This window comes from Actinomadura rupiterrae, assembly GCF_024172125.1.
GTDB classification, from domain to species: domain Bacteria; phylum Actinomycetota; class Actinomycetes; order Streptosporangiales; family Streptosporangiaceae; genus Spirillospora; species Spirillospora rupiterrae.
On record NZ_JAMZEA010000001.1, the window covers coordinates 751,320 to 774,581 of the forward strand.

Genomic DNA, 23,262 nt, shown 5'->3' on the forward strand with positions numbered 1-23,262 from the left:
CGATCGGCGCCGGCGCCAGGACGAAAGGCCGTTCACCGCGGAAGCGAAGAAGGGCGCCCTCGCCCCTTCCCCCGTGCTCCCGGAGCGTCCTCACCCGCGACGCGTCCGGGAGGCGGCCCCCAGCCGAAGGACCGGATCGCTCAGGACGACCCTCCCTTCTTGGCGCCCTTGTCGTAGGCCCAAGGGGACGCCGGGACCGCGCCGACGACGAGGTCGAGCTGGTTGCGGTCGGCCGGGTAGACCGTCCGTGTGAAGCGGATGGGCTTCTGGTCCCGGTCGTACCCGACCCGGTCGTGGACGATCACCACGCTGCCGGTGTCGCGCAGGCTGAAGAAATTGGTCTCGTTGGTGTCGGGAGCGCGCGCGGTGATGCGGTCGCGGTAGGCCGTCTGCTCCACGCCGAGGGCCTCCTTGAGGTAGGCGACCACGCCCTCCTCGATGTCCTCGTCGTCGAGCAGCCGCTCGGCGCCCTGCGACACGTAGTCCATCGGGTAGTACGTGGTCTGCAGGGACCACGGCCTGCCCTCGATGAGCCGCTCCTGGTGGCGCAGGACGACGCGGGTGCCCTCCTTGATGGCGAGCGCCTTGGCGACCTCGGGGTTGGACCGCTGGATCTCGACCCGCGGGTCCTTGTTCTCGAAGACGCGTCCCTGGAGCTGGGCGTCGAACCGGTAGGCCGCGCCCTCACCGCCCGCGCCGCCGGCGGGCGGCACCGGGATGCCCGCGAGGGTGACGGCGAACGGGACGGTGCCCTCCAGCACGAAGGTGCCGCGCCCCTGCGTGGTCTCGACCAGCCCGCGGGTCTTGAGGATCTTCACCGCCTCGCGGATGGTGTTGCGCGAGGCGTTGTCGTAGTCGACCATGAGCTGCTCTTCGGTGGGCAACCGCTCCCCGGCGGCGAACTCGCCCTCCTCGATGCGGCGTGCCAGGTCATCGGCGATGTCCCGGTACCTGGCCACGGCCATGGCCCACTCCTTTTTCGATCATCACGGTCCGCAGTGCGCTAAGGCCATCCTACTCATAGGGCTTGCAGAAAGGTAGGAACGAATGAATAATTCAGCCAAGGACTTGAACAGCTGAGCGGAACGCCCTCATGAGCCGCATCTCAGGCGGGAGACGGTCGAACCTACCATCCCGATCTGTCGCGGGGACGGCGTTTCCACCGGCACGGAGCATCCGAGGGAGATGATCGGGACCGGGCCACCGGACAAATGATCAGCACGACCTCTCCCCCTACGGCAAAAGGCCGCAGGGATGGACAAAGCGTCCAATTCGGGCCACAATCCGAACCACGGAGAGGAGACATGATCATGTCCGAACGGCGTTTTCCCGTTCCCGCGCGTCACCCGGACCCCTGGGTCGACGAGATCCACGGCTACGTCACCCGTGTCGCCGAAACCCTCGGCCGCGCAGGTGTCCGCGTCGAGACCTGCTGGCTCGACCCCTCCGGCCCCCGCGACGCCACGATCGTGACGCGTTCGGGTTCCGACCGCCGCGCCCTCGTCTGGGACGAGGAGACCGGCTGGCGCGAAGGCCTGTTCGTGAGCGGACGCCAGGGCGAGCGCACCGTCCTGGATGGAACCCGCTATCTCGGCGGTGACGTTCTCCTGGACGGCGACGCGGTACTCGACCGCCTGCTGACCGGTGTCGCCGAGCCCCGCAAGGCGTTCCGCTCCCACACCGACCACCTGGACGGCTTCGCCGCCCGCCTCGCCTCCCACTCACCCGCCACCGCCGCCGCCTGACGCGGCCCGGCACTGCCACCGCTCCCACACCAAGGCTCCCCCGAAGCTCACCGCCTCCCGGCCTCTTGCCCGCTGGGAGGCGGTTCCTTTTGTTCGGAGCACTTGCTCAGGGCAGCGCGCGGAGGTTCTGGGCCACCGAGCGGGCCAGGTGCGCGGCGGCGCCCGGCGGACGGGTGGCGTCCACGACGACGATGTAGCGCTTGACGCGGAGCGCGATGGTGCCCGCGGACGGGCCCAGCTCGTACGCGTCGTCCGCGGCGAGGTCGGTGCGGCGGCGGGCCTGGGCCTGGGTCGACTGGAGCGACGCCAGGAGGTCGGCGGCCGCGTCGGGGGTCTGCGCGACCCAGCGGACCGAGACGGTCGCGCCGTCCGGGGCGGGGCGCATGACGCCCGCGGCGGCGGACGGCTTGGCAGCGGGCTTGGGCGGCGCCGGATTCTCCTGGACGTCGTACTGGCACGCGACCGGTTTCGGGAGCCGGACACCGGCCACCTGCGCGCGGACGGGTCCCCCGGCACGCACCGGCAGCCGGGCCGTGACCAGGTCGGCGGGTTTCAGCAGGGTGCAGGCGTCCGGCCAGGTCGCGGTGGGGACGCCGTCCAGCTCGGCCGGTCCCGGCCCGGCCGGGCCGCCGCGCATCGCGATCAGCCGCGCCGCACCGGACGGCCTGGGCGCCGCCTCCGGGACGGAGATGTAGAGCAGCCCGCCCGCCGCGGCCATCCAGGGGCGGACGCCGACGAGATCCGGGTCCACCGCGAACGGGACGGGCGCGGTGACGGCGCCGCCGGTCGACGGCGTGATGAGGTCGACGCCCGCGGGCAGCAGTCCGTCCGCGAGGCGGGGGCGCAGCGCGTAGAGGCGCCCGCCCGCCTCGGTCAGCGCGGCATAGGCGGGGGTGTCGCGCTGCCAGGCGACGCGTCCGGTCCGGAGGTCGACCGCCTCGGTCCGCGCGCCGGACCCGGCCGAGCGGACGACGACCAGCAGGTTCCCGGCCAGGGCGCTCGGGCACATGCCCGCGCCGCAGGCGTCCGGATCGTTCCAGACGACCAGCTGGTCGCCCGCGCTGTCGTAGACGCGCAGCGCCATGCCGTCCGAGACCAGGACGGACCGGCCGCGCACGGCCACCTCGGGCGCGTCGTCCGCGCCGAGCGTCCGGTCCCACAGGGTGTGGCCGGTGGCGGGATCGACGGCGAGCAGGTGGCTCGGGCCGGCGCAGTCGAGCGCGAGCGCGGCGAGGTCGTCCGAGGCGTCGGCCGGGCGCGGCGCGTCCTCGTAGAGGCGGCAGCCCGCCGGCAGCTTCACCGTCCAGCGGCGCGAGCCGTGCGCGGTCGAGCGACCGGACAGCTCGCGCCGGTCGGCCGAGGCGGTGAGCACGGTGTCCGCGCCGGACGGCCAGTGCAGCGTGGCGCGCGCGACGGTCGCGGGACGCCCGTCCGAGCTGCGCCACAGCAGCCCGCCGGACAGCGCGTCGAAGCCGAGCAGCTCGTGCTCGCCGGGATGGCCGTCCCGCTGGAGGAACGCGACCACGCGGGCGCCGGTGGCCGTCCAGCCGAGCAGGCTCCAGCCGGAGCGGCGGTACTCCCAGCGGCGCACGCCGGTGCGGGCGTCGCGCACCGACAGGCCGCTGCCCGCGGCCGTGACGACCTGGCCGTCCGCGACCTCGTGCGCGACCGTGTCGTGCCCGGCGACGGCGCTGCCGCGCAGCGCGACCGTCCGCGTCCAGCTGGTGGTGAGCGGGCCGGGCGGCGGGCCGAGGCGCGGCTGGTCGGCGACCGGGTCGGCGGTGACGGTGTGCCGCACCAGGCCGTCGGTCAGCAGGTAGCGGACGGCGACCGCGCCGCCCATGGCCAGCACGACCGCGGTGGCGGCGGCGGCACCGCGCTGCCCGATGCGGACCACGGCCGGCACTCCCCTAGGTTGGACGTCACGACTCCCGCGCGGCCCCGCGCCGCGCGGCCTGCTCCGCGCGGCGGACGCCGCGTCCCGCCGGGAAAGGAACCCGACATGCGGACCTTCACCAGCTGGCCGACGTGGGACGCCGCGCGGGCGGACCTGTCCGGCCACCCGGCGCTGCCGGTGCTCGACCTCGCCGCGGAGGCCGCGCTGTACTGGCACGGCGACCAGACCCGGCCCACCGGGGCACCCTACGCCGAGCACCTGCTGGAGGCGCTGGAGGTCCTCGTGCGGGGGGCGGGCGTCTCCGATCCTGCCACCCTCGCGGCGGTGCTGCTGCACGACGTCGTCGAGGACACCGCCGCCACCGTCGCCGACGTGGAGGCGGTCTTCCGGGACGGGTTCGGCGCGGAGTTCGCCGAGGAGGTCGGCGAGCTGGTCGACTGGGTGACCAAGCCGCCCGCGCCCGAGGGGACCGGCCGCAAGGCCAAGCGCGCGCTGAAGGGCGCCTACCTGGCCCGGCTCCGGAACGCGCCGGAGAAGGCCGTCCTGGTGAAGCTGGCCGACCGGACGAGCAACGTGCAGACGCTGGAGAAGATGCCGGCCGACTTCCAGCGCCGCTACTACGCCGAGACGGTCATCTACGTCATGCCGCTGGCCGAGCGGACGCCGTGGTTCGCCGAGTGGTTCGCGGAATGGCGGGACGTCTACGGCCACCTGCGCTGACGGCCGCGCGACCCCCGGCTGCTCTAATGGCCGCCATGGAACGCGAGTGGACGGTCGAGGAGTCGGTGCCGGTCGCGGCGTCCCCGGACGCGGTGTACGCGGCGCTGTCCGATCCGCGCCGGATGCGCGAGTGGAGCCCGGAGCTGTTCGCGGTGTGGGTCCGCGACCGCGGCGAGACCGCCGAGGGCACCCGGTTCGTCGGGTTCAACCGGCTCCGCTGGCGGATCTGGTTCACGAACTGCGAGGTCACGGCCGCGATCCCGGGCCGCGCGTTCGCGTTCCGGGTGACGTCGTTCGGCATGCCGGTCGCGCTGTGGGGCTACCGGATCGAGGGCATCGGCGAGGACGCGGCCTCGACCCGCCTCGCCGAGTACTGGCAGGACCTGCGCCGCGACTCGCGCACGGCCCGCCCGGTCTCGCTGCTCGGACGGGTCTTCACCGGCGTCCCGGCGGAACGCCGCGCCGAGCTGAACCGGCGCGGCATGCGCGCCACGCTCGACCGCATCCGCGCCTCCCTGGAAGCCACCGCGGCACCCCGCTCCTGATCTCCGCCGCTCTCGATCGGCAGGGAGACGCTCTTGAGTGGAAAATAAGAACCTGTTCTACTTGTGGCGTGCCTCCAGACGCCGTGCCCGCCCCGCCGGGGGCGCATCCGATCCAGGGCGACCGGGTCGTGCTGCCGGTCGAGATCCGGGACGCCGCCGTGGCGTCCGCGATGTTCCCCGTCCCGGCCGCCGCCGCGCAGGCCGTGATCGCCTACTCCGGGCTGGAGGTCGTCCGGCCGCTGCCGGGCAGGGCGGTCTGCTCGCTGGCGTTCGTCCGGTACGCGGACGGCGATCTCGGCCCGTACCACGAGTTCGCGGTCGCGTTCCTGGTCCGTCCGCCGGACGGTCCACCTGACAGCCCGCCGGACGGCCCGCCCCGCAAGGTCGGGGCGTTCATCCACTGGCTGCCGGTGAACCAGGCGTTCACCCTCGAAGCGGGCCGAACGATCTGGGGCTTCCCCAAGGAGATGGCCGACATCCGCATGGACCTCGCCAGCCGTACCAAGCGCTGCCTCGTGCGCGTGGACGGCAGGACGGCCCTAGAGCTGCACGTCCGACCAGGCGTTCCGGTGCCGTCCGGTAGGGGCGCGCCTAGCGTGGACGCCTACTCCTGCATGGACGGTGTGACCCGGCGGACGCCATGGACGCTTTCGCCCGGCGGCGTCCGGATGCGCCCAGGCGGCGCACTCCTCAAGCTCGGCGACCATCCCGTGGCCCACGAGCTGCGCGGCCTCGGCCTGGACCGGACGCGCGCGCTGTCGGTCTCCACAGTGGACCGCCTGCGGATGACGTTCCAGGAGGCGGCGGAGGTGCGGACATGACGGCGGTCCGGACGGCCCTGGTCACCGGCGCCGCGAGCGGGCTCGGCGCCCTTGCCGCCCGGCGCCTCGCCGCCGCCGGATGGGACGTCGTGGCGGTCGATCTCGACACCGGCGGCCTGGCCGAAACCGCCCGCCGGTCCCCCAACACGCACGTCCGGGTGTGCGACGTCGGCGATGCGGAGGCGGTGAACGCGCTGGTCGCAGGGGTCGGGCCGGTGCACCGGGTGGTGCATGCCGCCGCCATCGGTCCGCTGGTCCCGGCCCTTGAGCAACCGCTTGAGGACGTCGAGAACGTGCTCCGGACCGACTTCCTCGGCACCGTCCACGTCGTCCGGGCGACGATGCCCGGGATGCTGGAGCGCGGCGGCGGCGAGCTGGTCCTCTTCTCGTCGCTGGCGTCGCTGCTGCCCGTCCCGAAGACCTCGGCGTACGCGGCGGCGAAGGCGGCCGTGAACGTCTACGCCGAAGCCCTCGCGGCCGAGCACGCCGGCAGTGGAGTGGTCATCCGCTGCGTCTGCCCGCGGCAGGTCGATACGCCCGGCTTCCGGGCCGCCGCCGCTGATGACCCGGCCGCTACCGGCCGCATGCGCGGCGTCCCGCCCGGTCTCGTCCTGGACGCGGTGGACCGGTCGCTCGCCCGGCCCGCCCGCGACCTGTACGTCTTCCCCGACCCGCTGACCAGGGTCGTGGCGCTGGCCCGGCGGTGGGCGCCCGGGACGGTCCGGCGCCTTGTGGGACAGGTCACCTCGTCACGCTGAGTGGACCTTGGACCGCGTAGGCTGTCTCTTTCGTGTCCTGGGGACGGGCCCTAGACGCCGTCCCGTAGCCGCGAGGAGCAGCATCCATGTCGTCCGAGGTCACCGACCGTCCCACCGGTAGCCCGCCGGCCGGCGGCACCGGCTCCGGGGCCGGTGAGAAGGGCCCGCTGAAGGACCGCGAGATCGCGGCCGAGCAGCGTTTCGTGGACGAGGCGTACGTCCGGCTGGGCGAGATGCGCGAGGACGCCCGGGCCATGCTGCGCGAGGGGTTCCGGCAGTCCCTCGCCGGCACCAAGGGCTCGCTGGTCGACCGGGACGCCATGGTCCACCAGGCCGCGCAGCGCGCGCACGCGCTCGACATCGCCGACGACGGCCTGGTGTTCGGCCGGCTCGACCTCGCCCCGCGCGAGTACGCCGACGACGCCCAGCCGTCCGGCCGGATCGTGGACGGCCGCGAGGTCCGCTACGTCGGCCGCGTCGGCGTGCGCACCCGCGAGCACGACTCCCTGGTCATCGACTGGCGCGCGCCCGCCGCCGAGGACTTCTACCGCGCGACGCCCGAGGAGCCGCGCGGCGTGATCCGCCGCCGCGTCCTGCACTCGCGCGGGCACAGCGTCGTCGACATCGAGGACGACCTGCTCGACCCGGACGCCGCCGACGGCCTGTCGGTGGTCGGCGACGGCGCGTTCCTGGCGTCCCTCGCGCGCACGCGCGAGGGGACCATGCGCGACATCGTCGCCACGATCCAGCGCGAGCAGGACGAGGTCATCCGCGCCCCCGCCGATGGCACGGTCCTCGTGCGCGGGGCCCCCGGCACGGGCAAGACGGCCGTCGCCCTGCACCGCGTCGCGTACCTGCTGTTCCGGCACCGCCGCCGTTTCGGTTCGCGCGGCGTCCTCGTCGTAGGGCCGAACGCGCGTTTCACGTCGTACATCGAGCGCGTGCTGCCGTCCTTGGGCGAAGGCTCGGCGACGCTGCGTTCGCTAGGCGACCTGGTGCCGGGCGTTAGCGCGAACACGCACGACACCCCGGAACTGGCCCGGCTCAAGGGCGCCGAGGCGATGGTGAACGTCCTGCGCCGCGCCGTTAGCGACCACGCGCCGGACGCCCCGAACGAGCTGCGCGTCGTCTACCGCGGCATCGTGATCCGCCTCGACCGCTCCCGGCTGGACAAGCTGCGCGCCGAGGTGCACCGCCGCGCCCGCAACGCGGTCAACGCCGCGCGCGGCCGCGCCGCCGAGGCCCTGCTGGACGCCCTGTGGGACGCGTTCGGGCAGCTCGGCGGCCCGCAGGCCGTCGAGGAGGACGCCAAGGCCGCAGGGCAGGGCGAGCTGGAGCTGTGGAACTCGATCCTCGCCGCGGACGGGCTCGGCGAGCTGGACGCGGACGGCCGTCCCGCGCCGCGCCGCGGCAGCCGCGAGGAGTTCGACGCGAAGGTCCGCGAGCAGCGCGCGTTCACCGACTTCCTCCAGGCGTGGTGGCCGATCCGCACCCCGCGGGACGTGCTGGCCTCGCTGGCCGACCCCGCCCGGCTGCGCCGCGCCGCCGGACGCGAGCTGGACCGCGCCGGCGCCGACGCGCTCGCCGCGTCCTGGGCCGCGCTCGCCGAGCGCGACGTCCTCACCTACCAGGACGTCGCGCTGCTGGACGAGCTGGACGCGCTGCTCGGCTCCGCGCCGCGCCCGCCGCGCCGCCGCCGCGCGCCCTCCGACGGCGACCCGTTCGTCGTGGACGGCGTGAACGTGCTCACCGGCGAGGAGGTCCCGGACGAGGACTGGGAGCCCGGCATGGACGAGCTGACCACCTCGATCGAGCGGATGGAACGCGCCCGCCGGGTGGACGACGGCGTCGCCGAGGAGCGTCCCGAGTACGCGCACATCGTCGTGGACGAGGCGCAGGACCTGTCCCCCATGCAGTGGCGCATGCTCGGCCGCCGCGGCCGCCAGGCCAGCTGGACGGTCGTGGAGGACCCGGCGCAGAGCGCCTGGGAGGACCTGCCCGCCGCGCGCGCCGCGATGGACACCGCCCTCGGCGGCGGCGCGCCCTCCTCGTCCCGCTCGCGGAACCGGCGCGGCCGGGGCCGTCCGGCGCAGCGCCCGGCGTCCGCGCGGACCGTCCGGCACGAGTACGAGCTGACGACGAACTACCGCAACTCGGTCGAGATCGCCGCGGTCTCCGCGCGCGTGCTCGCCGAGGCGCTGCCCGAGGCGCGTCCGGCCCGCGCCGTCCGCGAGTCGGGCCTCGATCCGGTGGTGCGGGTCGTCCCGGCGGAGGACCACGCGCGCGCGGCGCGCGAGGCCGTCGAAGAGCTGCTGGAGCAGGTCGAGGGGACGATCGGGCTGATCGTCCCGATGCCGTCCGGCGAGGCGTGGTCGGCGGCCGAGCGCGAGCGGCTGGCGGAGGGCCTGCCCGAGCGCGTCCAGGTCCTGGACGTCCTGGAGGCCAAGGGCCTGGAGTTCGACGCCGCCGCGATCGTCGCGCCCGAGACGGTCGCCGCCCAGTCGCCGCGCGGCCTGCGCGTCCTGTACGTGGCGGTCTCGCGGGCCACCCAGCGCCTCGCGGTCCTCACCGCCGCCCCCGCCTGGCGCGACCTCCTCCTCGGCCGCTGAGGGGTCCTGCCGCCGGAAAAGGATGTGTCCGGACCGGCGCCGGTCCGGACTGCGGGGTTCCGGTCTGGCCGGGACGGTGAGGAGGAGGGCCGTCCGGCCTTCACGGGTGAGCGACGAGGGCGGGGGGCCTGGCTCGTCGGTGCGGGCGGATGGGGGTCGGTCCGGCGGCTGCGTCGGCGCCGGGAGGTGGGCGGTGGCCGGTTCTCACCGGTCCTGGTCGTCCGCTCCCGCGGTTCCTTCCAGGGGGCGGTGGTCGGCTCCGCCGATCGGCGAGCCCTCCGATGCGGGCTCCTTCGCGATCTGGGGGTCGGCTCTGCTCGTAGGCTCCTGCGAGCTGAGGTCGGTATGGATCACGACGGGCTTCACGGATCGCTTCCTTCTGTGTCCCGCCCGGTCAGCCGGTGCCCGAACCGACCAGGACGGCGGTGGACTCGTCGGGGTCGGCGTCCGCCCGGTCCGAGCCGTCCGGACGGCGCTGCCCTGCCGGGCGCTCCGCCGCCGGACGCGGACCAGGCGACCGGCGCGCGGACACGAAGGGGTCGCGGTAGCGAACCTCGCCCCTCTCGTCCGCGGGGCCTCCCCAGAGCTGCAGTGTGCGGCTCTTGTGGGAGAACCAGGCCAGAAACACGCCGATGCCCACGAGCACGAGCGCGAACGCGCCCAATGAGACGATCACGACGCTGATCATCGCGGGGACCTCCTGGATCCTTGCTGTCGTCCCTCTCCTTGCTGCGGTGATCGCATCGACCCGGGGAGGGGATCTCCGCGATCCGGTGAGGCCCGGCACTGGTAGGAACTATCCGAGCACTCCGTGCGTCCCATTGGCTGAGTCAGTCGGCCGAGCGTCTCACCCATTGGTGTGGCTCGTCCAGTCATCCCAACCACTGACACCTATAGGATTTCCTGCACCAAGGCGTGCCAAACATGCGATCATGCTTCATTCTGGATGAAGTAATGCACTGGTTGTGAACTTCATCCATTCGTTGGGATGTTTGGAGGCTTTGAATGCCTGCCCGGTACGAGGAGATCGCCGCCGACCTGCGCGAACGCATCAGCAGCGGTGAGCTGCGCCCCGGCCAGCGCCTCCCGACCGAGCGCGAGCTGGCCCTGCGCTACGACGCGTCCCGCAACACGGTGCGCGACGCGGTGCTGCGGCTGAGGGGCCTGCGCCTCCTGGAGTCCCGCCACGGCCTCGGCACGTTCGTCCTGGAGCCACCGGTGAAGTTCGCCATCACGCTCACCCCGTCGGAGGGCACCGGCTCCGGTGGCGGCGAGGGCCGGGCCTGGGTGGACGAGGTCGCCAGGCAGCAGCGCTCGGCGCGGACCTCGGTTCCCAGCGTCGCGATCGAGCAGGCGGACGAGCCGCAGGCCCGCGAGCTGGGCATCGGGGTCGGTGACATGCTCGTCGTCCGCCACCAGCAGCACTTCATCACCGACAAGGGCGTGGACGTGCCGTGGTCGCTCCGGACGTCCTTCTACCCGATCGCCCTGGTGGACCGCGGCGCCACGCGCCTGCAACGCCCGGAGGACATCCCGGAGGGCACGGCCGCCTACCTGGAGCAGACCCTCGGAATCAGGCAGGCGGGCTACCGCGACCGCATCTGGGTCCGTCCCCCGAACGACTACGAGATCCGCTTCTTCGACATGCCCCCGGAAGGCACCGTCCCCGTCTTCGTGCATCAGCGCGTCGTGACCGACACCGAGGGCGAGCCCTGCCGGTACACGCTCACCGTCTACCCCGCCGACCGCAACGAGTTCGTCATCGAAGCCGACCTGCCGGCGCGCGACGGCTAGCGGCGCTCAGAGGAGGCGCACGCGTCGGCGGTCAGATCAGAGGAAGCGGACGCGTCGGTGGTCAGACGAGGCGGACGCGTCGGCGGTCAGAGGAAGCGGACGCGTTCCAGGTCGCCCTGGTCGCGCTCGCGGACGTAGACCTTGCCGCCCTCGGCGATGACGTCCTCAAGGTAGGCGTAGACGCTGAGGGCGCGGTTGATGACGTCGGTCTTGGTGTCGCCGGTGAGGCGCATGAGGTCGGTGAGGGCGGCGGCGCCCTTGGAGGTGAGGTTGACGGTGACCCGTTCGCGGGCGCCCGGTCCCTCGGAGTGGACGGGCTGGTCGCGGCTCTGGTCCGCCGAGAGGGCTTCGGACTTGTTCATCAGCGGGTCTCCTCCACCGGGACGGCTCCTCGCCCCGCTCGCGGCCCGTCGGCTCCGTCCGCGCGGCGGCCACGGCCGGAAACGGGGCCCCGACCGCCGGGTGCGGTCAGTATGCGCCCCGCCCGTACACCGGTCAACGCGGGTGCGTAAGGGCTTACCCGGTCTGCGGCCGTTCTACTCTTGTCACTTCCACGCTATACGTACTTCGTGTGAGTTCTGTATGTACATCACTCACATCCGAGTCTACTGTCAGTGCTATCGGAGGCATACAGGGGGGACCGGGAAGAAGGGAGCGGGACATGCCGGGGGCGGTCATCGTGGCGCTGGCCAGCGTGTTCATCCTGGCCGTCGGGTTCACCGCGGCCATGCTCGCGCTGGTCACCAGGGGGTTGCTGCTCGCGCGGGACACCGCCGAGCTCCGCGCGCTCGTGCGGGACTTCGCCGTCTTCTACACCCTGCCGCTGTCGGTGCTGGTCCGGCGCCTGCCGGCGACCGCGCTGAACCTCGACGGCGGCACAACACCCGGGGCGGCGGGGGCCGCCGAACAGCAGGGCGTCCGGAACCGGCCCGGCGCGGACGACCCGGACCGCGGGTTCCTGGGGGCGCTCGACGAGCGGGAGCGCGCCGCGCTGGGGGCGCTGTCGCGCGAGGTCCGGTACGAGCCGGGCGCGGTGCTGCTGCACAGCGGCCACCCCGGGGACGAGGTGCTCGTCCTGCTCACGGGGTGGACGGCCGTCACCAGCGCTGCCGGGCGGCTCGTCGCGCTACGCGGGCCGGGCGACATCGTCGGCGAGCGCGCGATGTTCATGGTGAAGGAGCGCTCGGCGACCGTCACGGCGGTCACGGAGGTCACCGCGCTGGTCGCGCCCGCCGGGGCGGTCAACGCGTTCCTCGTCGACCGTCCGCACCTGGCCGCCTTCCTTGAGGACGAACTGTACGAGCGGATGGTCGCCGCCGCGCCGGCGTCCGCCCGGGCCGCCGAGGCGCCGGGCTGGAAGGGCACGCGGGACTGCACGGTCATGTTCGTCGACATCGCCGGGTTCGGAGCCGCCGCGCGCTCCCAGCGCGACCGCCGGACGATCCGCGATGTCACCTTCACGCTCGTCCAGGACGCCCTCGACCGCGCCGGTGCCGGTCCGGCCGCCTGCCACCGGGAGGACCGCGGCGACGGCGCGCTCATGCTGCTCCCGGCCACAGTGCCGGTAGAACGGCTCGTCTCCGTGGCCGTCCCGGCGCTGCTGGAGGGGCTGCGCGAGCACGCCCGCTCGGCGGGGCCGGGCCTGGAGCTGCGGCTCCGCGTCGCGCTGGACGCCGGGAGGGTCGTGGTGGACGAACGCGGCGTCTTCGCAGACGTCGTGATCGACACCGCCCGCCTGCTGGACGCGCCGCAGCTCAAGGGCGCGCTCGCCGAGCCGGGACGGCTGCTCGGGCTGATCCTGTCCGCGCGCGTCCACGCGATGCTCCCGGACGGGTCCGCCTTCCAGCGGCTCGACGTCGCCGTCAAGGAGCACCGGCTCGTCGGCTGGACCGCCGTCTACGGCGCGGACGCCGAGCAGCCGCGCGCCGACCGCGGGATGACGCACCCGCACGTCCGGCCGCACCGGGCACGCCGCCTGATCCGCGCCGCCCGCCCGTCCCGCTGACTGCCCGTCCCGCTGACTGCCCGCCCGTCCAGCCGAGCGCGGCCGTCAGATAATCGGGGGGCGGCCCATGCGGGTCATGCGCCAGGCGGTCTTCCAGGAGATCGGGCGGCGCGGGCCCGCGGGCTTGCGCCAGCCCTCGGCGAAGCCCTTGAACCACGGCTTCAGCGCGCTCGGCTTGCGCTCGCGCAGGACGGTCATGCCCATCCAGACGCCGAGGTAGGTGAGCGCCAGCAGCCAGGGGAGGTTGCGGCGGGCCAGCCAGACGCGGTTGCGCGCGTTGTAGCGGTAGAACATCTCGTGCCGGGTCGGCAGGACGGCCGGGTGGAACATGACCGCCGACGCGTCGTACACGATGTGGTAGCCCGCGTTGAGGACCTGCCACGCGAGGTCGGTCTCCTCGTGCGCGTAGAAGAAGTCCTCGGGGAGGCCGCCGCCCGCGTCGAACGCAGCACGGCGGACGGCGCAGGCGCCGCCGAGGAACGTGGTCACCTCGGACGAGCGCTCCGGGTCGCCCGCGCGCAGCCGCGGGACGTGCCGGCGCTCGCCGCGCCCGCCCTCGGGGTCGCGGACGCGGAACGACACGATGCCGAGCGTCGGGTCGGCGGAGAAGCGGTCGCGCAGGTGCGCGCCGAGCCGCGGCGAGCGGTACCAGCCGTCGTCGTCCAGGAAGAGGATCACGTCGCCGCTGGACGCCTCGACCCCGCGGTTGCGTCCGCCGGGGATGCCGAGGTTGCGCGGCAGGCTCAGCGTCTTCACGCGCGGGTCGTCGAACGGCGCCTCGCCCGCGCGGTCGCCGACCGGGTCGACGCCGTTGCCGACCAGGACGACCTCGACGTCCACGTGCTCCTGGTCGAGCGCGCTCTGGACCGACCGCGCCAGCTCGACCGGGCGGTTGCCCATGGTCAGGACGACGACGCTGAGCTTCACTTCGGCCTCCGGAGTGTCACTTGAGCCTCCGCGAGGCCAGGATGCTGACCAGGTGCAGCAGGGTCTGGACGACGGCGACCGCGGCGACCGCGACGCACAGCACCCGCATCGCCGCGGGCGTGTCCGTGCCGAGCACGGCGTCCAGCACGGCCGCGCCGAGGATGAACAGCGACAGCTCGACCGCGCCGATGATCCGGTGGAAGCCCAGCATGGACGCGGCCTGCCGGGCCAGCGCGATCTTGGTGGACCGGGGCCGCAGCGCCCGGTCGCCGCCGGACGGGTCGGACGGCAGCCCGGACTTGGCCCGCGCGACCACCACGTTGTCGGTCTCCGCCTTGATCAGCGCCGCGCCGAGCGCGGCCAGCAGGCCCAGCTCGACGTAGCCGCCGTTGCGCCAGCCGCCCTGCGCGGCGAACCCGAGCCCGGCCAGCAGCGCGACCTCGGACAGGTAGTGCCCGATCCGGTCGAGGAAGACGCCCGCGACCGAGGTGCGCCGCAGGTAGCGCGCGACCTCGCCGTCGATGCAGTCGAGCAGCAGGTAGGCCTGGATGAGGACGGCGCCGCCGAGCGCGGGCCACACCGCGGCCGTCCCGGACGCCGGGACCGACACCACGGCGCCCGCGAGCACGCCGGTCGCCATCATCATGTAGGTGAGCTGGTTCGGGCTGAACCCGAGCCGCAGCGCCAGCCAGGAGAAGTAGGGCGACAGCGACCGCATGTACAGCCGGCCGGCCCAGTGCTCCTCGTTGCGGCGGTCCTTCAGGCCGGGCGGCTGCCCGTACCGCCGGACGTCCCGGACCTTCGCCTGCTTCCGCGTCGGCCGGTCGTCGGGCGGGGCCGCCGCGGCGGCGGCCGCCTCCGGGTCGGTCGGACCGGGGGGTGTGGGGGGTCGTCCCCCCTCGGTCGGAACGGTCACGTCAGCCTCCGTAGGCCCGGACATAGTCGTCCACCGCCGCGCGGACCGCGGCGGCGTCGAGGTCGAGGTGTTCCAAGATCGTATAGCGGCCGGGGCGGGTCTCCGGCGCGAACGAGACGGCGTCCGCGAACTGCTCCGCGGTCAGCCCGACGTCGCCCGGGACGCGCGGCAGGCCGTGCTGCTCCAGGCAGCCGAGGACCTCCGCCAGCCGCTCCTTGCCCGTCCCCAGGCGGGTCGCGCGCAGGTGGTAGCAGAACGCCGCGCCGAGCCCGGCGAGCTCGCCGTGGTTGGCGGTGCCGGGGAACAGCCGGTCGATGGCGTGCATGATCTCGTGGTCGCCGCCGGACGCGGGCCGCGAGTCGCCCGCGAACGACATCGCCATCCCCGACAGCACCAGGCCCTCGGCGAGGACGGTCAGGAACTCGTCCGACTCGACCGACTTCGGCTGGTGCAGCAGCGCCTCGGCGGCGGTGCGGGCGACGGTGAGCGCCATCCGGTCGACCCGCTCGCCGACCGCGTCGGCGGCCAGCAGCCAGTCGTCCACGGCGGAGAAGTTCGACACGACGTCGCCGATCCCGGCCCGGACGAGCCGGTCCGGCGCGGCGCGCACGTAGTCCAGGTCGACGATCATCGCCAGCGGCATCACGACGCCGAACGAGCCCTTGCCCTTGTCGTGCTCCAGGGACGCCACCGGCGAGCAGATCCCGTCGTGGGACAGGTTCGTCGCGACCGACACCATCGGGATGCCGGACAGCGTCGCCGCGTACTTGGTCGCGTCGATCGTCCGGCCGCCGCCGATGCCGACGACCGCCTCGTACTGCCCGGCGCGCAGCCTGCCGCCGAGCGCGACCGCGGCGTCCACCGTGCCGCCCTCGACCTGGAACACCTCGCAGGCGTCCAGGGAGGTGCGGACGTGCTCGGCGATCTTCTCGCCCTGGCCGGGGCCGACCGCGATCGCGACCCGCCCCTCGGTGGCGATCCGCCCGTCGGCGAGCAGCTCGCCCAGGCTGGCGACCGCGCCGCGCCGGACGTCGATGGACAGCGGCGCGTTCAGCATCCGCGTCAGCAGTGGCATTGAGCCCTTCTCTCTCTTCGGGCGGGGGGAACGAAGAGGCCGGTTCAGGGGCCGGTGTCCGGGCGGTGGCCGCCGGGTGCGCGCGGGGCGCGGTTCGCGGCGGCCGCCGGGTACGCGTCGCCGCCGCACCCCGGACACGGGTCGTGCGGCGGCGGCGGTGCGGCTAGTAGGTCGTGGCGATCTCGCGGGCCTTGGCCAGGTCGTCGTGGTTGTCGACCTCGACCCAGGCGACCTCGCCGATCGCCGCGACGCCGATCTTGCCGCCGCGGTTCACGAACTCCTGGTAGCCGTCCTCGTAGTAGAGGTCGGGGTCGCGCTCGAAGGTGGCCTTCAGCGAGTCGGCGAGCGCCTCGGCCGCGGCGGGTTCGAGCAGCGTGGCGCCGATGTACTCGCCGTTGGCGGTGGCCGGGTCCATCAGCTTGGTGATGCGCTGCAGGTTCCCCTCGCCGTCGAGGATGACCTTCATCTCCTCGTCGGCCAGAGTTTTCACGTTGTCCACGGCCAGGAGGATGTCCGGCCCGCGGTTGGCCAGTAGCGTCTTCTCAACGCCGACCGGATGCACGGTGTCGCCGTTCACGAGGAGGACGCCCTTGGCGAAGTGCTCGCGGGCCAGCCAGAGCGAGTAGGCGTTGTTCCACTCCTCGGCCTTGTCGTTGTGGACGAGGGTGATGGAGACGCCGTACTTCTTCTCCAGCTCGTCCTTGCGCTCCTCGACCGCGGACGCGCGGTAGCCGACGACGATCACGACGTCGGTCAGGCCGACCTCGGCGAGGTTGCCGAGGGCGATGTCCAGGATGGTGGTCTCGCCGTCCACCGGCACCAGGGCCTTCGGCAGCGTGTCGGTGTAGGGGCGCAGCCTCCGGCCGGCACCCGCCGCCAGCACCATCCCGATCATGTTCCCTCTTCCTCCAGGTCGGACGTCCCGCCGCCGCCGCGCGCATGGTGCGCCCAGCTCACGGCGCTTTCGCACGCGAACAACACGCCAAGGTAGGCGGCGAGCGCGGCGTACGCGAACGGAAGAAGCCCGGAGAGCCCGAAGAAGGCGACCAGGAGCATCCGCCCCTCCCAGCCGAGCCCGGCCGGGAGCAGCCATTCCGCCGGCCAGTGTCCCTGGCGGGTGCGGTACACGGTGTCGTAGTGGTGGAACGCCAGCACGCCGAGCAGCAGGAAGACCAGCGGCGCGGGCACGCCCTGCGCGAACCCCAGTACGGCCACGTAACCATACTCGATGGCGCGGATGATCGGCGGAACGAGCCAATCGAGACGTCCGGTATGCCCGTTGCCGGCGGCGAGCCCGGTCAGCAGCAGCACCACCGCCGGGGCGAACAGCGCCATCGAGTGCTGGTGGCCCAGACCCGTCGCGAGCAGCACCGACGACACCGCGAGCGCCACCAGCGCCCCCGGCAGCGGCGGCAGCAGGCCGCGGGCGAGAACTCCCAGTCCGACGCCGATCGGGCCGTCGTCCCGGTATGCACGGATCCGGGCCGTCCCGGGGTCGGACGCCTGGTCGCCCGCTTCGTCCTGCGCGGTGGCGGCCTGGGCGGGGCTGGTGGTCGTCATCGGCGGATCGCCCTCATCACTCGTCCGGTCAGGGTGTAGCAGGCCGCGACCCCGCCCCAGCCGAGCAGCGCGGCGAAGGTGAGCCGGGCGGTGCCGAGCGCGGCGGTCACCGAGATCAGCGCGAACCGCTCCCCGATCGGCAGGACGACGATCCGCCTGGCCCAGTAGCGCGCCGAGCGGCCCTCCGGGGGCGCGGACGGCGCCTGCGGGACGGCCGGGACCGGGTCGTCCGCGACCGTGAGGGGCGCGCTCGGGGTGTCCGCGCCGGCGGGCGGCGCGCCGCCGGCGTCCATGGCGACGGGACGGGGGCGGTCGGCGAACGAGAAGTCGATCATGTGCCGGACGGTCTGGAGGACCAGCGCGGCGGCGGCGAGCGCCCAGACGTCCCCGGTGTGCGGCCGTCCGGCCAGGGCCGCCGCGGACGCGCCGACCGCGAGCCCGGCGTACACGCCGAACTCCTTGACCCGGTCGAGGGTCGCGTCGAGCCAGGCGCCGAACGGGCTGAAGGCCCGCGTGTAGCGGGCGAGCTGGCCGTCCACGCAGTCCAGGACGAACGAGAGGTAGAGCAGGACGGCCCCGGCGACCATCCCCGTCCGGGCGCCGCTCGCGAACGCGAACGCGGCGACCGCCGCGAGGCCCGTGGAGATGCCGGTCACCGCGTTCGGCGTGAGGTCGAGCGCGGCGGCGCAGCGCACCAGGAGCGGCGACCACGAGCCGACCGCGTACGTGGCGAACCAGCCGTCGTCCTTCTTGACCGCGGCCCGGAGGCGGATCCGGTCCTCGTCGGCCGCCTGCGCCGTCTTCACGGCCTCCTGGGCGGTGTCCTCGCTCCAGACGCGGCGGCATACGAACTCCTGGACGACGGGCTGCGCCTGGACCGGCACCCCCGCGCGCACGAGCCCGACCAACATCAGCTCTATCGCGTCGTACTCGGGCGCGGTTGGGAGCGCGGCGGGCGGGGGTAGGGCGCCAGGCAGTTCCAGAAGGGCGGCGAGCTTTTCGGCCACTTCCGCGGCCTGGACAGTGCGCTGCTCCCCGATGCACAGGGCTCCGGGGAAATCGGCCGTAGGGGCGGTGACGCGATGGAAGGCGGATCCGGCGGCGGCGACGCGTCCGGCGTCCACCCGGACGGGACGGCTCGGACCGCCCGCCGGCCGGACGGTCGCGGCGGTCGCGGGGTGCGGCGCGGCGTCCAGGACGAGCCGGGCGAGCTGCTCGTCGCTGATCACCAGGTCGGCGGGCAGCAGCACCACCGCCGTGCGGGCCAGGTGCACCAGCCGCGCGATCTCCCGCAGGTCGGCGGCGGTTCCGTCGCACTCGACCGGGTCGTGGCCGTCCTTGCGGAGCCGGGGCGCGAGGTCCGGACGGGTGATCAGGCGGCTCTCCACGCCGAGCGCGCCGAGCCGTCCGACCAGGCGCGTCAGCACGCTCGGCCCTCCGTCACCGGTGGGCAGGGCGGCGGTCGGGACGGGCTCCGGGCCGGCGGTCCGCCCGGTCGCGACGATCACGGCGAGGGTCATCGGCGCCTCCGGCCGGTCGATGGGGTGTCGGATGCTGTCGAATGCACACGGGACTCGAATGCCGAGCGTAGTGATTCGCTCACCGTACGCGTCGGAGCGGCGTGTCCGGTAGAAAAGATCCGGAACGGGTAGGGCGGGCGCGGCCGGCCCACGGCGCGGTGACGGAGGGAAGGCCCATGGCGACGGTCGCGGTGGTGCTCGCGGGCGGCATCGGGCAGCGGATGGGCGCGGGCCGCCCGAAGCAGCTCATCGAGGTCGGCGGGCGGCCGATCCTCGCCCTGTCGGTGGCCGCGTTCGACGGGCATCCCGGCGTGGACGAGGTGCTGGTGGTGATGGCCGCCGGGCACCTGCGGGACGCCGCCGCGATGGCCGCGCCGTTCCGCAAGGTCGCCGGGGTGATCGAGGGCGGCGACACCCGCACCGCCTCGTCCGCGGCGGCGCTGCGCGCGCTGGCGGGCCGTCCGGACGACACCCGCGTGCTCTTCCACGACGCGGCCCGGCCGTTCGTGAGCCGCGCGGTGATCGACCGGGTGCTCGCCGGGCTGGACGGCTACGAGGCGGTCGCGGTCGGTGTCCCGTCGTCCGACACGATCGTGGAGGTCAGCGGCGGGATGGTCGCCGCGATGCCGCCGCGCGAGTCGCTGGTGCGGTTCCAGACGCCGCAGGGGTTCCGGCTCGGCGCCGTCCGCAAGGCCTACGAGGCGGCGCTCGCCGACCCCGCGCTGCGCGCCACCGACGACTGCGGGATCGTGCACCGGTACCTGCCGGACGTGCCGATCACCGTGGTCCTGGGCGACGAGCGCAACCTCAAGGTCACCCACCCCCTGGACATCGTCATCGCCGAGCACCTCGCCGCGGAGGAAGCATGATCTTCGACGCCCCGCCCGCCGTCATCGGCCACCGCGGCCTCGGCGCGGGCACGCTCCCGGACGCGGCCGGCGGCGGCGCGCCGGTCGCGGAGAACACCCTGGACTCGCTGCTCGCCGCCGCCCGCGCGGGCGCGTCCTGGGTCGAGATCGACGTCACCCGGACCGCCGACGACGCCCTCGTCCTGCGGCACGACCCGACCACGCCCGACGGCGCGTTCATCATCGGGCAGACCGCCGAGGCGACCGGGCTGCCCCGGCTGGAGGAGATCTTCGACGCCCTGCCGCCGGAGATCGCGGTGGACGTCGACGTCAAGACCATCCTGGAGGACGCGGTCGACGCGCCGTCCCGCCGCACGGGCGCGCTGCTCGCGCCCGTCCTGCGCCGCGAGGCCCGCCGCCGCCCGCTGCTGGTGACCTCGTTCGACCCGTCCCTCCTGACGTTCCTGAAGGACGAGCTGCCGGACGTCCCGCTGGGCCTGCTCACCTGGCTGCGGTTCCCGCTGTGGCACGGCGTCCCGGCGGCGGCCGGGCTCGGTCTCCAGGCCGTCGCCGCGCACACCGCGTCCTGCGGCTTCGAGCACCCGGACACCCGGCTGCGCCCGCTCGACCAGGTCGTGGACGCGGCGCACAAGGCGGGCCTGGCGTTCATGGCGTGGTGCCCGACCGCCGAGGCGGCGCCGTCGTACGCGGCCGCCGGAGTGGACGCCATGGTCGTCAACGACATCCCCGGCGTCCTGGCGGCCGTCCGCTAGGGCGTCACGCGGGTGGGGGCGCGCTCGGCGGCGTCTGCGGAGGCCCGGACGGGTAGCCCTGCGGCTGCCCGAACGGCCCTGGCGAGGCTCCCGGGCGCGGGCCGCCCGGCATTCCTGGACCGCCCATGCCCGGATGCGGAAGCCCAGGCCCGTACGCGCCCGGACCGGCCATCATCGGAGCCGTCCGCCCGCGCCAGCGGGACGGCGCGACCGACGCGGCGATCAGCAGCCCGCCCGCGAGCACCAGCATCCCCGACGCCAGCTGGTCGGTGAACGCCATCACCCAGCGCGGGCTCATCGGCTTCAGCAGCAGGTCGTAGGTCCAGCGCGGCTTGAACAGGAACACCACGTTGACGATCAGCAGCGCCGCGCCGGGCACCAGCGACGCCAGCGGCGACAGCCTGGGCGCGCACAGCACCGCGAGCAGCGCCGCGGACAGGAGCAGGAGCACGATCAGGACCACCGCGACCCCGGTGGACTCGTGCATCCGGTAGGAGTACAGGGCCATGCTCCGCCACCGGGTGTACCGGTCGGCCGCGTACCCGAACAACCCGATGAGCACGGGGATCGCGACGATCCCCGCGAGCACGCCGAGCCCGTGCCTGGCACCGTTGGTCATGAACCACCTCCGGACGAGCGGGCCTCCGGACGATCGAGGCCGATCCTCGGACGCCGCCCGCCCGCGTCCGGTTCACGCGCAGCGGCGGAACGGCCAGGTCGGGCCGGAAACGGTCAGCCTGAGCCGGACGCGTTCAGCCTGAGCCGGACGCGTTCAGCCGGAGCTGGACGCGGTCAGGCCCGGCCCCGCCGAGACGACGGCCGGGCCGGGCCTGCCTGCCTGCCTGCCTGGGACGGTCAGCTGGAGCCGCCGCCACCGTAGATCTGGGTCCACTCGCCGCCCTTGGGGTTGGTGCCGCCGGCGGCGTGCCGTCCACCGCCCGGGCCGGGCGACGCGGCGGGAGGCGGCGGGGCCGGGGCGTCCTGGCGTCCGTACAGCGGCGGGGCCTCCTGCCGGGACGCCATGGGCGGGTCGGCGGGCGGCGCGCCCCACGCGTCGTTCACCGGACGCGGCGCGGCCGTGGAGCCGTTGAACGGCAGCGAGTCGTCCGCCGCCCGCGACCGCCACCGCGAAGGCGGCAGCGACGCTACGACCAGCGCGAGGCCGATCACCAGCACCAGTCCGGAGTGTGCGAGGAACTGGAGTTCCAGGCCGCGGGAGCCCTTCATCCCCGGCAGGTCGGACAGGTTCCTTATCGCGGACATGGGCCGGACCAGCCACCAGGCGCCGTACCCCGCCAGCGGAAGGCCCGCCACGAGCGACGCCAGCGGGGACAGCCGGGAGCCGCAGAGCAGCCCGAGCAGCACGGCTCCCCCGGCGAAGAGGGCGAGCACGATGAGGCCGTCGCTGAGCGGGCCGTCCTTGAAGGTGGACGCGTTCACGTGCTGCTGCTCGATCATCCGGTGCGTGCCGAAGACGAGGAGCGCGCTCAGCGCGGGGATCGCGACGATCCCGGCCAGTACGCCGAGGCCGTGCCGGGCACCGTTGGACATGGACCACCTCCGAAGGGGTTGGTCGGTCAACCTAGCCCTCGGAGGAGGTCATGCACAGTCCGATTCGCGGAAATAGTCAGGATTTGTTCGGTTTGGGCTGTCCCAGTCCGGGCGGGCTGGTGAGGAAGCCCACGCCCCACGACACGTGCATCGTCGCGAACACGAGCGGCAGCCGCAGCCACGCCGCGAACGGCAGCCCGCGCCCCTCGGCGGCCGCCCCGGCGATCATCGCCAGCGCGTACCCGCCGGGCAGGATCCACCCCGGCCAGAACCCGGCCAGCCCGGCCACCGCGCCCGCGACCATCGCCACCACCGCGAGCGGCGGCGCCAGGTAGCGCAGGTTGAGCGTGCCCTGGTGCTCGCGTCCGACCACCCGGCGCCAGCGGCCCGTGTGGTAGTACTGCTTGGCCAGCGCGCGCAGGTTCGGCCGCGGCCGGTAGGTGACCCGCATCCGCGGGGTGAAGAAGATCTTCCCGCCGGTCTGCCGGATCCGGTGGTTCATCTCCCAGTCCTGCGCCCGGACGAACGTCTCGTCGTAGTACCCCACCCGCTCCAGCGCGCTGCGCCGGAACGTCCCGAGGTACACCGTCTCCACCTCGCCCGGCTCGCCGCCAGTGTGGAACCGCGCGTTCCCGACGCCGAGCTTGGACGTCATCGCCCGCGCCACGGCCTGCTCGAACGGGGTGACGCCCTCCGCGGCCATGATCCCGCCGACGTTGTCCGCCCCGGTCTGCTCCATCGTCTCGACGGCGGCGCGCACGTAGTCCGGCGGCAGCAGCGAGTGGCCGTCCACCCGGACGATGATCGAGTACTGCGACGCGCGGATCGCGATGTTCAGGCCCTGCGGGGTGCGCCCGGTGGGGTTCGGCACGACCCGGATCCGCTGGTCGGAGGCCGCGAGCTTCTGCGCGATCTCCTCGGTCCGGTCGCGGGACGGCCCGACCGAGAGCACCAGCTCCAGCTCGCCGGGGTAGTCCTGGGTCACGATGTGCCGGACCGCGTCGTCGAGGTGGCGTTCCTCGTTCAGCACCGGCATCACGACCGACACCGCGGGCCAGGTGCGTTCCGAAGGCTGGGCGGAACGGACGTCCTGCAGGTCGCTCTGGGTATGCGGAGACGGGTTCATCGGGTCCTGGGGTCAAGGCGGGTCAAGTCGGCGCCACGTTACTGCAAGGACACGGGGCGCAGGTAGCGAACG

General features: G+C 73.9%; 24 protein-coding genes. 10 read left to right on the forward strand and 14 right to left on the reverse strand.

Features of this window, described 5'->3' with window-relative positions:
• Positions 1-140: 140 nt before the first annotated feature.
• A complete protein-coding gene (locus tag FHU30_RS03370; protein WP_253871303.1) occupies positions 141-965 on the reverse strand; it encodes a GntR family transcriptional regulator in 825 nt (274 codons plus the stop codon).
• Positions 966-1,310: 345 nt separating this feature from the next.
• On the opposite strand from FHU30_RS03370, the gene FHU30_RS03375 reads away from it, so the two are divergent.
• Positions 1,311-1,745 (forward strand): DUF6292 family protein, encoded by a 435-nt coding sequence (locus tag FHU30_RS03375; RefSeq protein ID WP_253871305.1) that lies wholly within the window; start codon positions 1,311-1,313, stop codon positions 1,743-1,745.
• Positions 1,746-1,851: 106 nt separating this feature from the next.
• Here the strand turns inward: FHU30_RS03375 and FHU30_RS03380 are convergent, their stop codons facing one another.
• Complete coding sequence (locus FHU30_RS03380; RefSeq protein WP_253871307.1) at positions 1,852-3,651, reverse strand: outer membrane protein assembly factor BamB family protein; 1,800 nt, start codon at positions 3,649-3,651, stop codon at positions 1,852-1,854.
• A 96-nt stretch (positions 3,652-3,747) separates the two neighbouring features.
• Here FHU30_RS03380 and FHU30_RS03385 point away from each other — a divergent pair, with 96 nt between their 5' ends.
• The 5 genes from FHU30_RS03385 (at position 3,748) to FHU30_RS03405 (ending at position 9,095) form a co-directional block, all read left to right on the forward strand.
• Positions 3,748-4,362, forward strand: coding sequence for an HD domain-containing protein (locus FHU30_RS03385; protein WP_253871308.1), 615 nt, complete (start codon positions 3,748-3,750; stop codon positions 4,360-4,362).
• 35 nt (positions 4,363-4,397) lie between these two features.
• Positions 4,398-4,907 (forward strand): SRPBCC family protein, encoded by a 510-nt coding sequence (locus FHU30_RS03390; RefSeq protein ID WP_253871309.1) that lies wholly within the window; start codon positions 4,398-4,400, stop codon positions 4,905-4,907.
• A 68-nt stretch (positions 4,908-4,975) separates the two neighbouring features.
• Positions 4,976-5,728: an acetoacetate decarboxylase family protein gene (locus FHU30_RS03395; RefSeq protein ID WP_253871310.1), complete on the forward strand. Its 753-nt coding sequence runs from the start codon at positions 4,976-4,978 to the stop codon at positions 5,726-5,728.
• The gene (locus tag FHU30_RS03400) at positions 5,725-6,486 is read left to right on the forward strand and encodes an SDR family NAD(P)-dependent oxidoreductase (RefSeq protein WP_253871311.1); all 762 of its coding nucleotides are present in this window, start codon (positions 5,725-5,727) and stop codon (positions 6,484-6,486) included. Before FHU30_RS03395 ends, FHU30_RS03400 begins: the two co-directional genes overlap by 4 nt.
• 86 nt (positions 6,487-6,572) lie before the next feature.
• On the forward strand, positions 6,573-9,095 hold the full coding sequence (locus tag FHU30_RS03405) for a HelD family protein (RefSeq protein WP_253871312.1): 2,523 nt from the start codon (positions 6,573-6,575) through the stop codon (positions 9,093-9,095).
• A gap of 204 nt (positions 9,096-9,299) precedes the next feature.
• On the opposite strand, the gene FHU30_RS03410 is transcribed toward FHU30_RS03405, so the two are convergent.
• Entirely contained in the window at positions 9,300-9,461 is a 162-nt protein-coding gene (locus FHU30_RS03410) for a hypothetical protein (RefSeq protein WP_253871313.1), read from the reverse strand.
• Between the two features lie 28 nt (positions 9,462-9,489).
• Entirely contained in the window at positions 9,490-9,783 is a 294-nt protein-coding gene (locus FHU30_RS03415; protein ID WP_253871314.1) for a hypothetical protein, read from the reverse strand.
• 317 nt (positions 9,784-10,100) lie between these two features.
• Between FHU30_RS03415 and FHU30_RS03420 the strand changes: the two genes are divergently transcribed.
• Positions 10,101-10,889 (forward strand): GntR family transcriptional regulator, encoded by a 789-nt coding sequence (locus FHU30_RS03420; RefSeq protein ID WP_253871315.1) that lies wholly within the window; start codon positions 10,101-10,103, stop codon positions 10,887-10,889.
• Between the two features lie 86 nt (positions 10,890-10,975).
• Here the strand turns inward: FHU30_RS03420 and FHU30_RS03425 are convergent, their stop codons facing one another.
• Positions 10,976-11,251, reverse strand: a complete 276-nt coding sequence (locus tag FHU30_RS03425; RefSeq protein WP_253871316.1) for a ribbon-helix-helix domain-containing protein — start codon at positions 11,249-11,251, stop codon at positions 10,976-10,978.
• 299 nt (positions 11,252-11,550) lie between these two features.
• On the opposite strand from FHU30_RS03425, the gene FHU30_RS03430 reads away from it, so the two are divergent.
• Positions 11,551-12,894: a cyclic nucleotide-binding domain-containing protein gene (locus FHU30_RS03430; RefSeq protein ID WP_253871317.1), complete on the forward strand. Its 1,344-nt coding sequence runs from the start codon at positions 11,551-11,553 to the stop codon at positions 12,892-12,894.
• A gap of 45 nt (positions 12,895-12,939) precedes the next feature.
• On the opposite strand, the gene FHU30_RS03435 is transcribed toward FHU30_RS03430, so the two are convergent.
• The 6 genes from FHU30_RS03435 to FHU30_RS03460 all read right to left on the reverse strand — a co-directional run bounded on the left by FHU30_RS03435 (position 12,940) and on the right by FHU30_RS03460 (position 18,892).
• Positions 12,940-13,794, reverse strand: coding sequence for a glycosyltransferase family 2 protein (locus tag FHU30_RS03435; protein ID WP_253871894.1), 855 nt, complete (start codon positions 13,792-13,794; stop codon positions 12,940-12,942).
• Between the two features lie 43 nt (positions 13,795-13,837).
• Positions 13,838-14,761: a CDP-alcohol phosphatidyltransferase family protein gene (locus FHU30_RS03440; protein WP_372503838.1), complete on the reverse strand. Its 924-nt coding sequence runs from the start codon at positions 14,759-14,761 to the stop codon at positions 13,838-13,840.
• Entirely contained in the window at positions 14,739-15,794 is a 1,056-nt protein-coding gene (locus FHU30_RS03445; RefSeq protein WP_253871897.1) for an iron-containing alcohol dehydrogenase family protein, read from the reverse strand. The genes FHU30_RS03440 and FHU30_RS03445 overlap by 23 nt, the downstream gene beginning before the upstream one ends.
• A gap of 181 nt (positions 15,795-15,975) precedes the next feature.
• Complete coding sequence (locus FHU30_RS03450; RefSeq protein WP_253871319.1) at positions 15,976-16,707, reverse strand: phosphocholine cytidylyltransferase family protein; 732 nt, start codon at positions 16,705-16,707, stop codon at positions 15,976-15,978.
• Entirely contained in the window at positions 16,704-17,372 is a 669-nt protein-coding gene (locus tag FHU30_RS03455) for a DUF5941 domain-containing protein (RefSeq protein ID WP_253871324.1), read from the reverse strand. Before FHU30_RS03455 ends, FHU30_RS03450 begins: the two co-directional genes overlap by 4 nt.
• Positions 17,369-18,892 (reverse strand): CDP-alcohol phosphatidyltransferase family protein, encoded by a 1,524-nt coding sequence (locus tag FHU30_RS03460; RefSeq protein ID WP_253871326.1) that lies wholly within the window; start codon positions 18,890-18,892, stop codon positions 17,369-17,371. Before FHU30_RS03460 ends, FHU30_RS03455 begins: the two co-directional genes overlap by 4 nt.
• A 176-nt stretch (positions 18,893-19,068) precedes the next feature.
• Here FHU30_RS03460 and ispD point away from each other — a divergent pair, with 176 nt between their 5' ends.
• Positions 19,069-19,761: a 2-C-methyl-D-erythritol 4-phosphate cytidylyltransferase gene (ispD, locus tag FHU30_RS03465; RefSeq protein WP_253871328.1), complete on the forward strand. Its 693-nt coding sequence runs from the start codon at positions 19,069-19,071 to the stop codon at positions 19,759-19,761.
• Positions 19,758-20,513 (forward strand): glycerophosphodiester phosphodiesterase, encoded by a 756-nt coding sequence (locus FHU30_RS03470; RefSeq protein ID WP_253871337.1) that lies wholly within the window; start codon positions 19,758-19,760, stop codon positions 20,511-20,513. The genes ispD and FHU30_RS03470 overlap by 4 nt, the downstream gene beginning before the upstream one ends.
• Positions 20,514-20,517: 4 nt before the next feature.
• Here the strand turns inward: FHU30_RS03470 and FHU30_RS03475 are convergent, their stop codons facing one another.
• The 3 genes from FHU30_RS03475 to FHU30_RS03485 form a co-directional block, all read right to left on the reverse strand.
• A complete protein-coding gene (locus tag FHU30_RS03475; protein WP_253871339.1) occupies positions 20,518-21,132 on the reverse strand; it encodes a hypothetical protein in 615 nt (204 codons plus the stop codon).
• A 236-nt stretch (positions 21,133-21,368) separates the two neighbouring features.
• Entirely contained in the window at positions 21,369-22,064 is a 696-nt protein-coding gene (locus FHU30_RS03480) for a hypothetical protein (protein ID WP_253871341.1), read from the reverse strand.
• 76 nt (positions 22,065-22,140) lie between these two features.
• Positions 22,141-23,190 (reverse strand): glycosyltransferase family 2 protein, encoded by a 1,050-nt coding sequence (locus tag FHU30_RS03485; RefSeq protein ID WP_253871343.1) that lies wholly within the window; start codon positions 23,188-23,190, stop codon positions 22,141-22,143.
• Positions 23,191-23,262 lie beyond the last annotated feature (72 nt).

What these genes read in the sequence shown, in the direction of transcription:
- FHU30_RS03370 (WP_253871303.1), bottom strand. Translation starts at nt 965, where the DNA reads ATGGCCGTGGCCAGGTACCGGGACATCGCCGATGACCTGGCACGCCGC.
- FHU30_RS03455 (WP_253871324.1), bottom strand. Translation starts at nt 17,372, where the DNA reads ATGACGACCACCAGCCCCGCCCAGGCCGCCACCGCGCAGGACGAAGCG.
- FHU30_RS03480 (WP_253871341.1), bottom strand. Translation starts at nt 22,064, where the DNA reads ATGTCCAACGGTGCCCGGCACGGCCTCGGCGTACTGGCCGGGATCGTC.
- ispD (WP_253871328.1), top strand. Translation starts at nt 19,069, where the DNA reads ATGGCGACGGTCGCGGTGGTGCTCGCGGGCGGCATCGGGCAGCGGATG.
- FHU30_RS03445 (WP_253871897.1), bottom strand. Translation starts at nt 15,794, where the DNA reads ATGCTGAACGCGCCGCTGTCCATCGACGTCCGGCGCGGCGCGGTCGCC.
- FHU30_RS03440 (WP_372503838.1), bottom strand. Translation starts at nt 14,761, where the DNA reads ATGTCCGGGCCTACGGAGGCTGACGTGACCGTTCCGACCGAGGGGGGA.
- FHU30_RS03375 (WP_253871305.1), top strand. Translation starts at nt 1,311, where the DNA reads ATGTCCGAACGGCGTTTTCCCGTTCCCGCGCGTCACCCGGACCCCTGG.
- FHU30_RS03460 (WP_253871326.1), bottom strand. Translation starts at nt 18,892, where the DNA reads ATGACCCTCGCCGTGATCGTCGCGACCGGGCGGACCGCCGGCCCGGAG.
- FHU30_RS03435 (WP_253871894.1), bottom strand. Translation starts at nt 13,794, where the DNA reads ATGGGCAACCGCCCGGTCGAGCTGGCGCGGTCGGTCCAGAGCGCGCTC.
- FHU30_RS03450 (WP_253871319.1), bottom strand. Translation starts at nt 16,707, where the DNA reads ATGATCGGGATGGTGCTGGCGGCGGGTGCCGGCCGGAGGCTGCGCCCC.
- FHU30_RS03425 (WP_253871316.1), bottom strand. Translation starts at nt 11,251, where the DNA reads ATGAACAAGTCCGAAGCCCTCTCGGCGGACCAGAGCCGCGACCAGCCC.
- FHU30_RS03430 (WP_253871317.1), top strand. Translation starts at nt 11,551, where the DNA reads ATGCCGGGGGCGGTCATCGTGGCGCTGGCCAGCGTGTTCATCCTGGCC.
- FHU30_RS03415 (WP_253871314.1), bottom strand. Translation starts at nt 9,783, where the DNA reads ATGATCAGCGTCGTGATCGTCTCATTGGGCGCGTTCGCGCTCGTGCTC.
- FHU30_RS03385 (WP_253871308.1), top strand. Translation starts at nt 3,748, where the DNA reads ATGCGGACCTTCACCAGCTGGCCGACGTGGGACGCCGCGCGGGCGGAC.
- FHU30_RS03485 (WP_253871343.1), bottom strand. Translation starts at nt 23,190, where the DNA reads ATGAACCCGTCTCCGCATACCCAGAGCGACCTGCAGGACGTCCGTTCC.
- FHU30_RS03475 (WP_253871339.1), bottom strand. Translation starts at nt 21,132, where the DNA reads ATGACCAACGGTGCCAGGCACGGGCTCGGCGTGCTCGCGGGGATCGTC.
- FHU30_RS03405 (WP_253871312.1), top strand. Translation starts at nt 6,573, where the DNA reads ATGTCGTCCGAGGTCACCGACCGTCCCACCGGTAGCCCGCCGGCCGGC.
- FHU30_RS03390 (WP_253871309.1), top strand. Translation starts at nt 4,398, where the DNA reads ATGGAACGCGAGTGGACGGTCGAGGAGTCGGTGCCGGTCGCGGCGTCC.
- FHU30_RS03400 (WP_253871311.1), top strand. Translation starts at nt 5,725, where the DNA reads ATGACGGCGGTCCGGACGGCCCTGGTCACCGGCGCCGCGAGCGGGCTC.
- FHU30_RS03420 (WP_253871315.1), top strand. Translation starts at nt 10,101, where the DNA reads ATGCCTGCCCGGTACGAGGAGATCGCCGCCGACCTGCGCGAACGCATC.
- FHU30_RS03470 (WP_253871337.1), top strand. Translation starts at nt 19,758, where the DNA reads ATGATCTTCGACGCCCCGCCCGCCGTCATCGGCCACCGCGGCCTCGGC.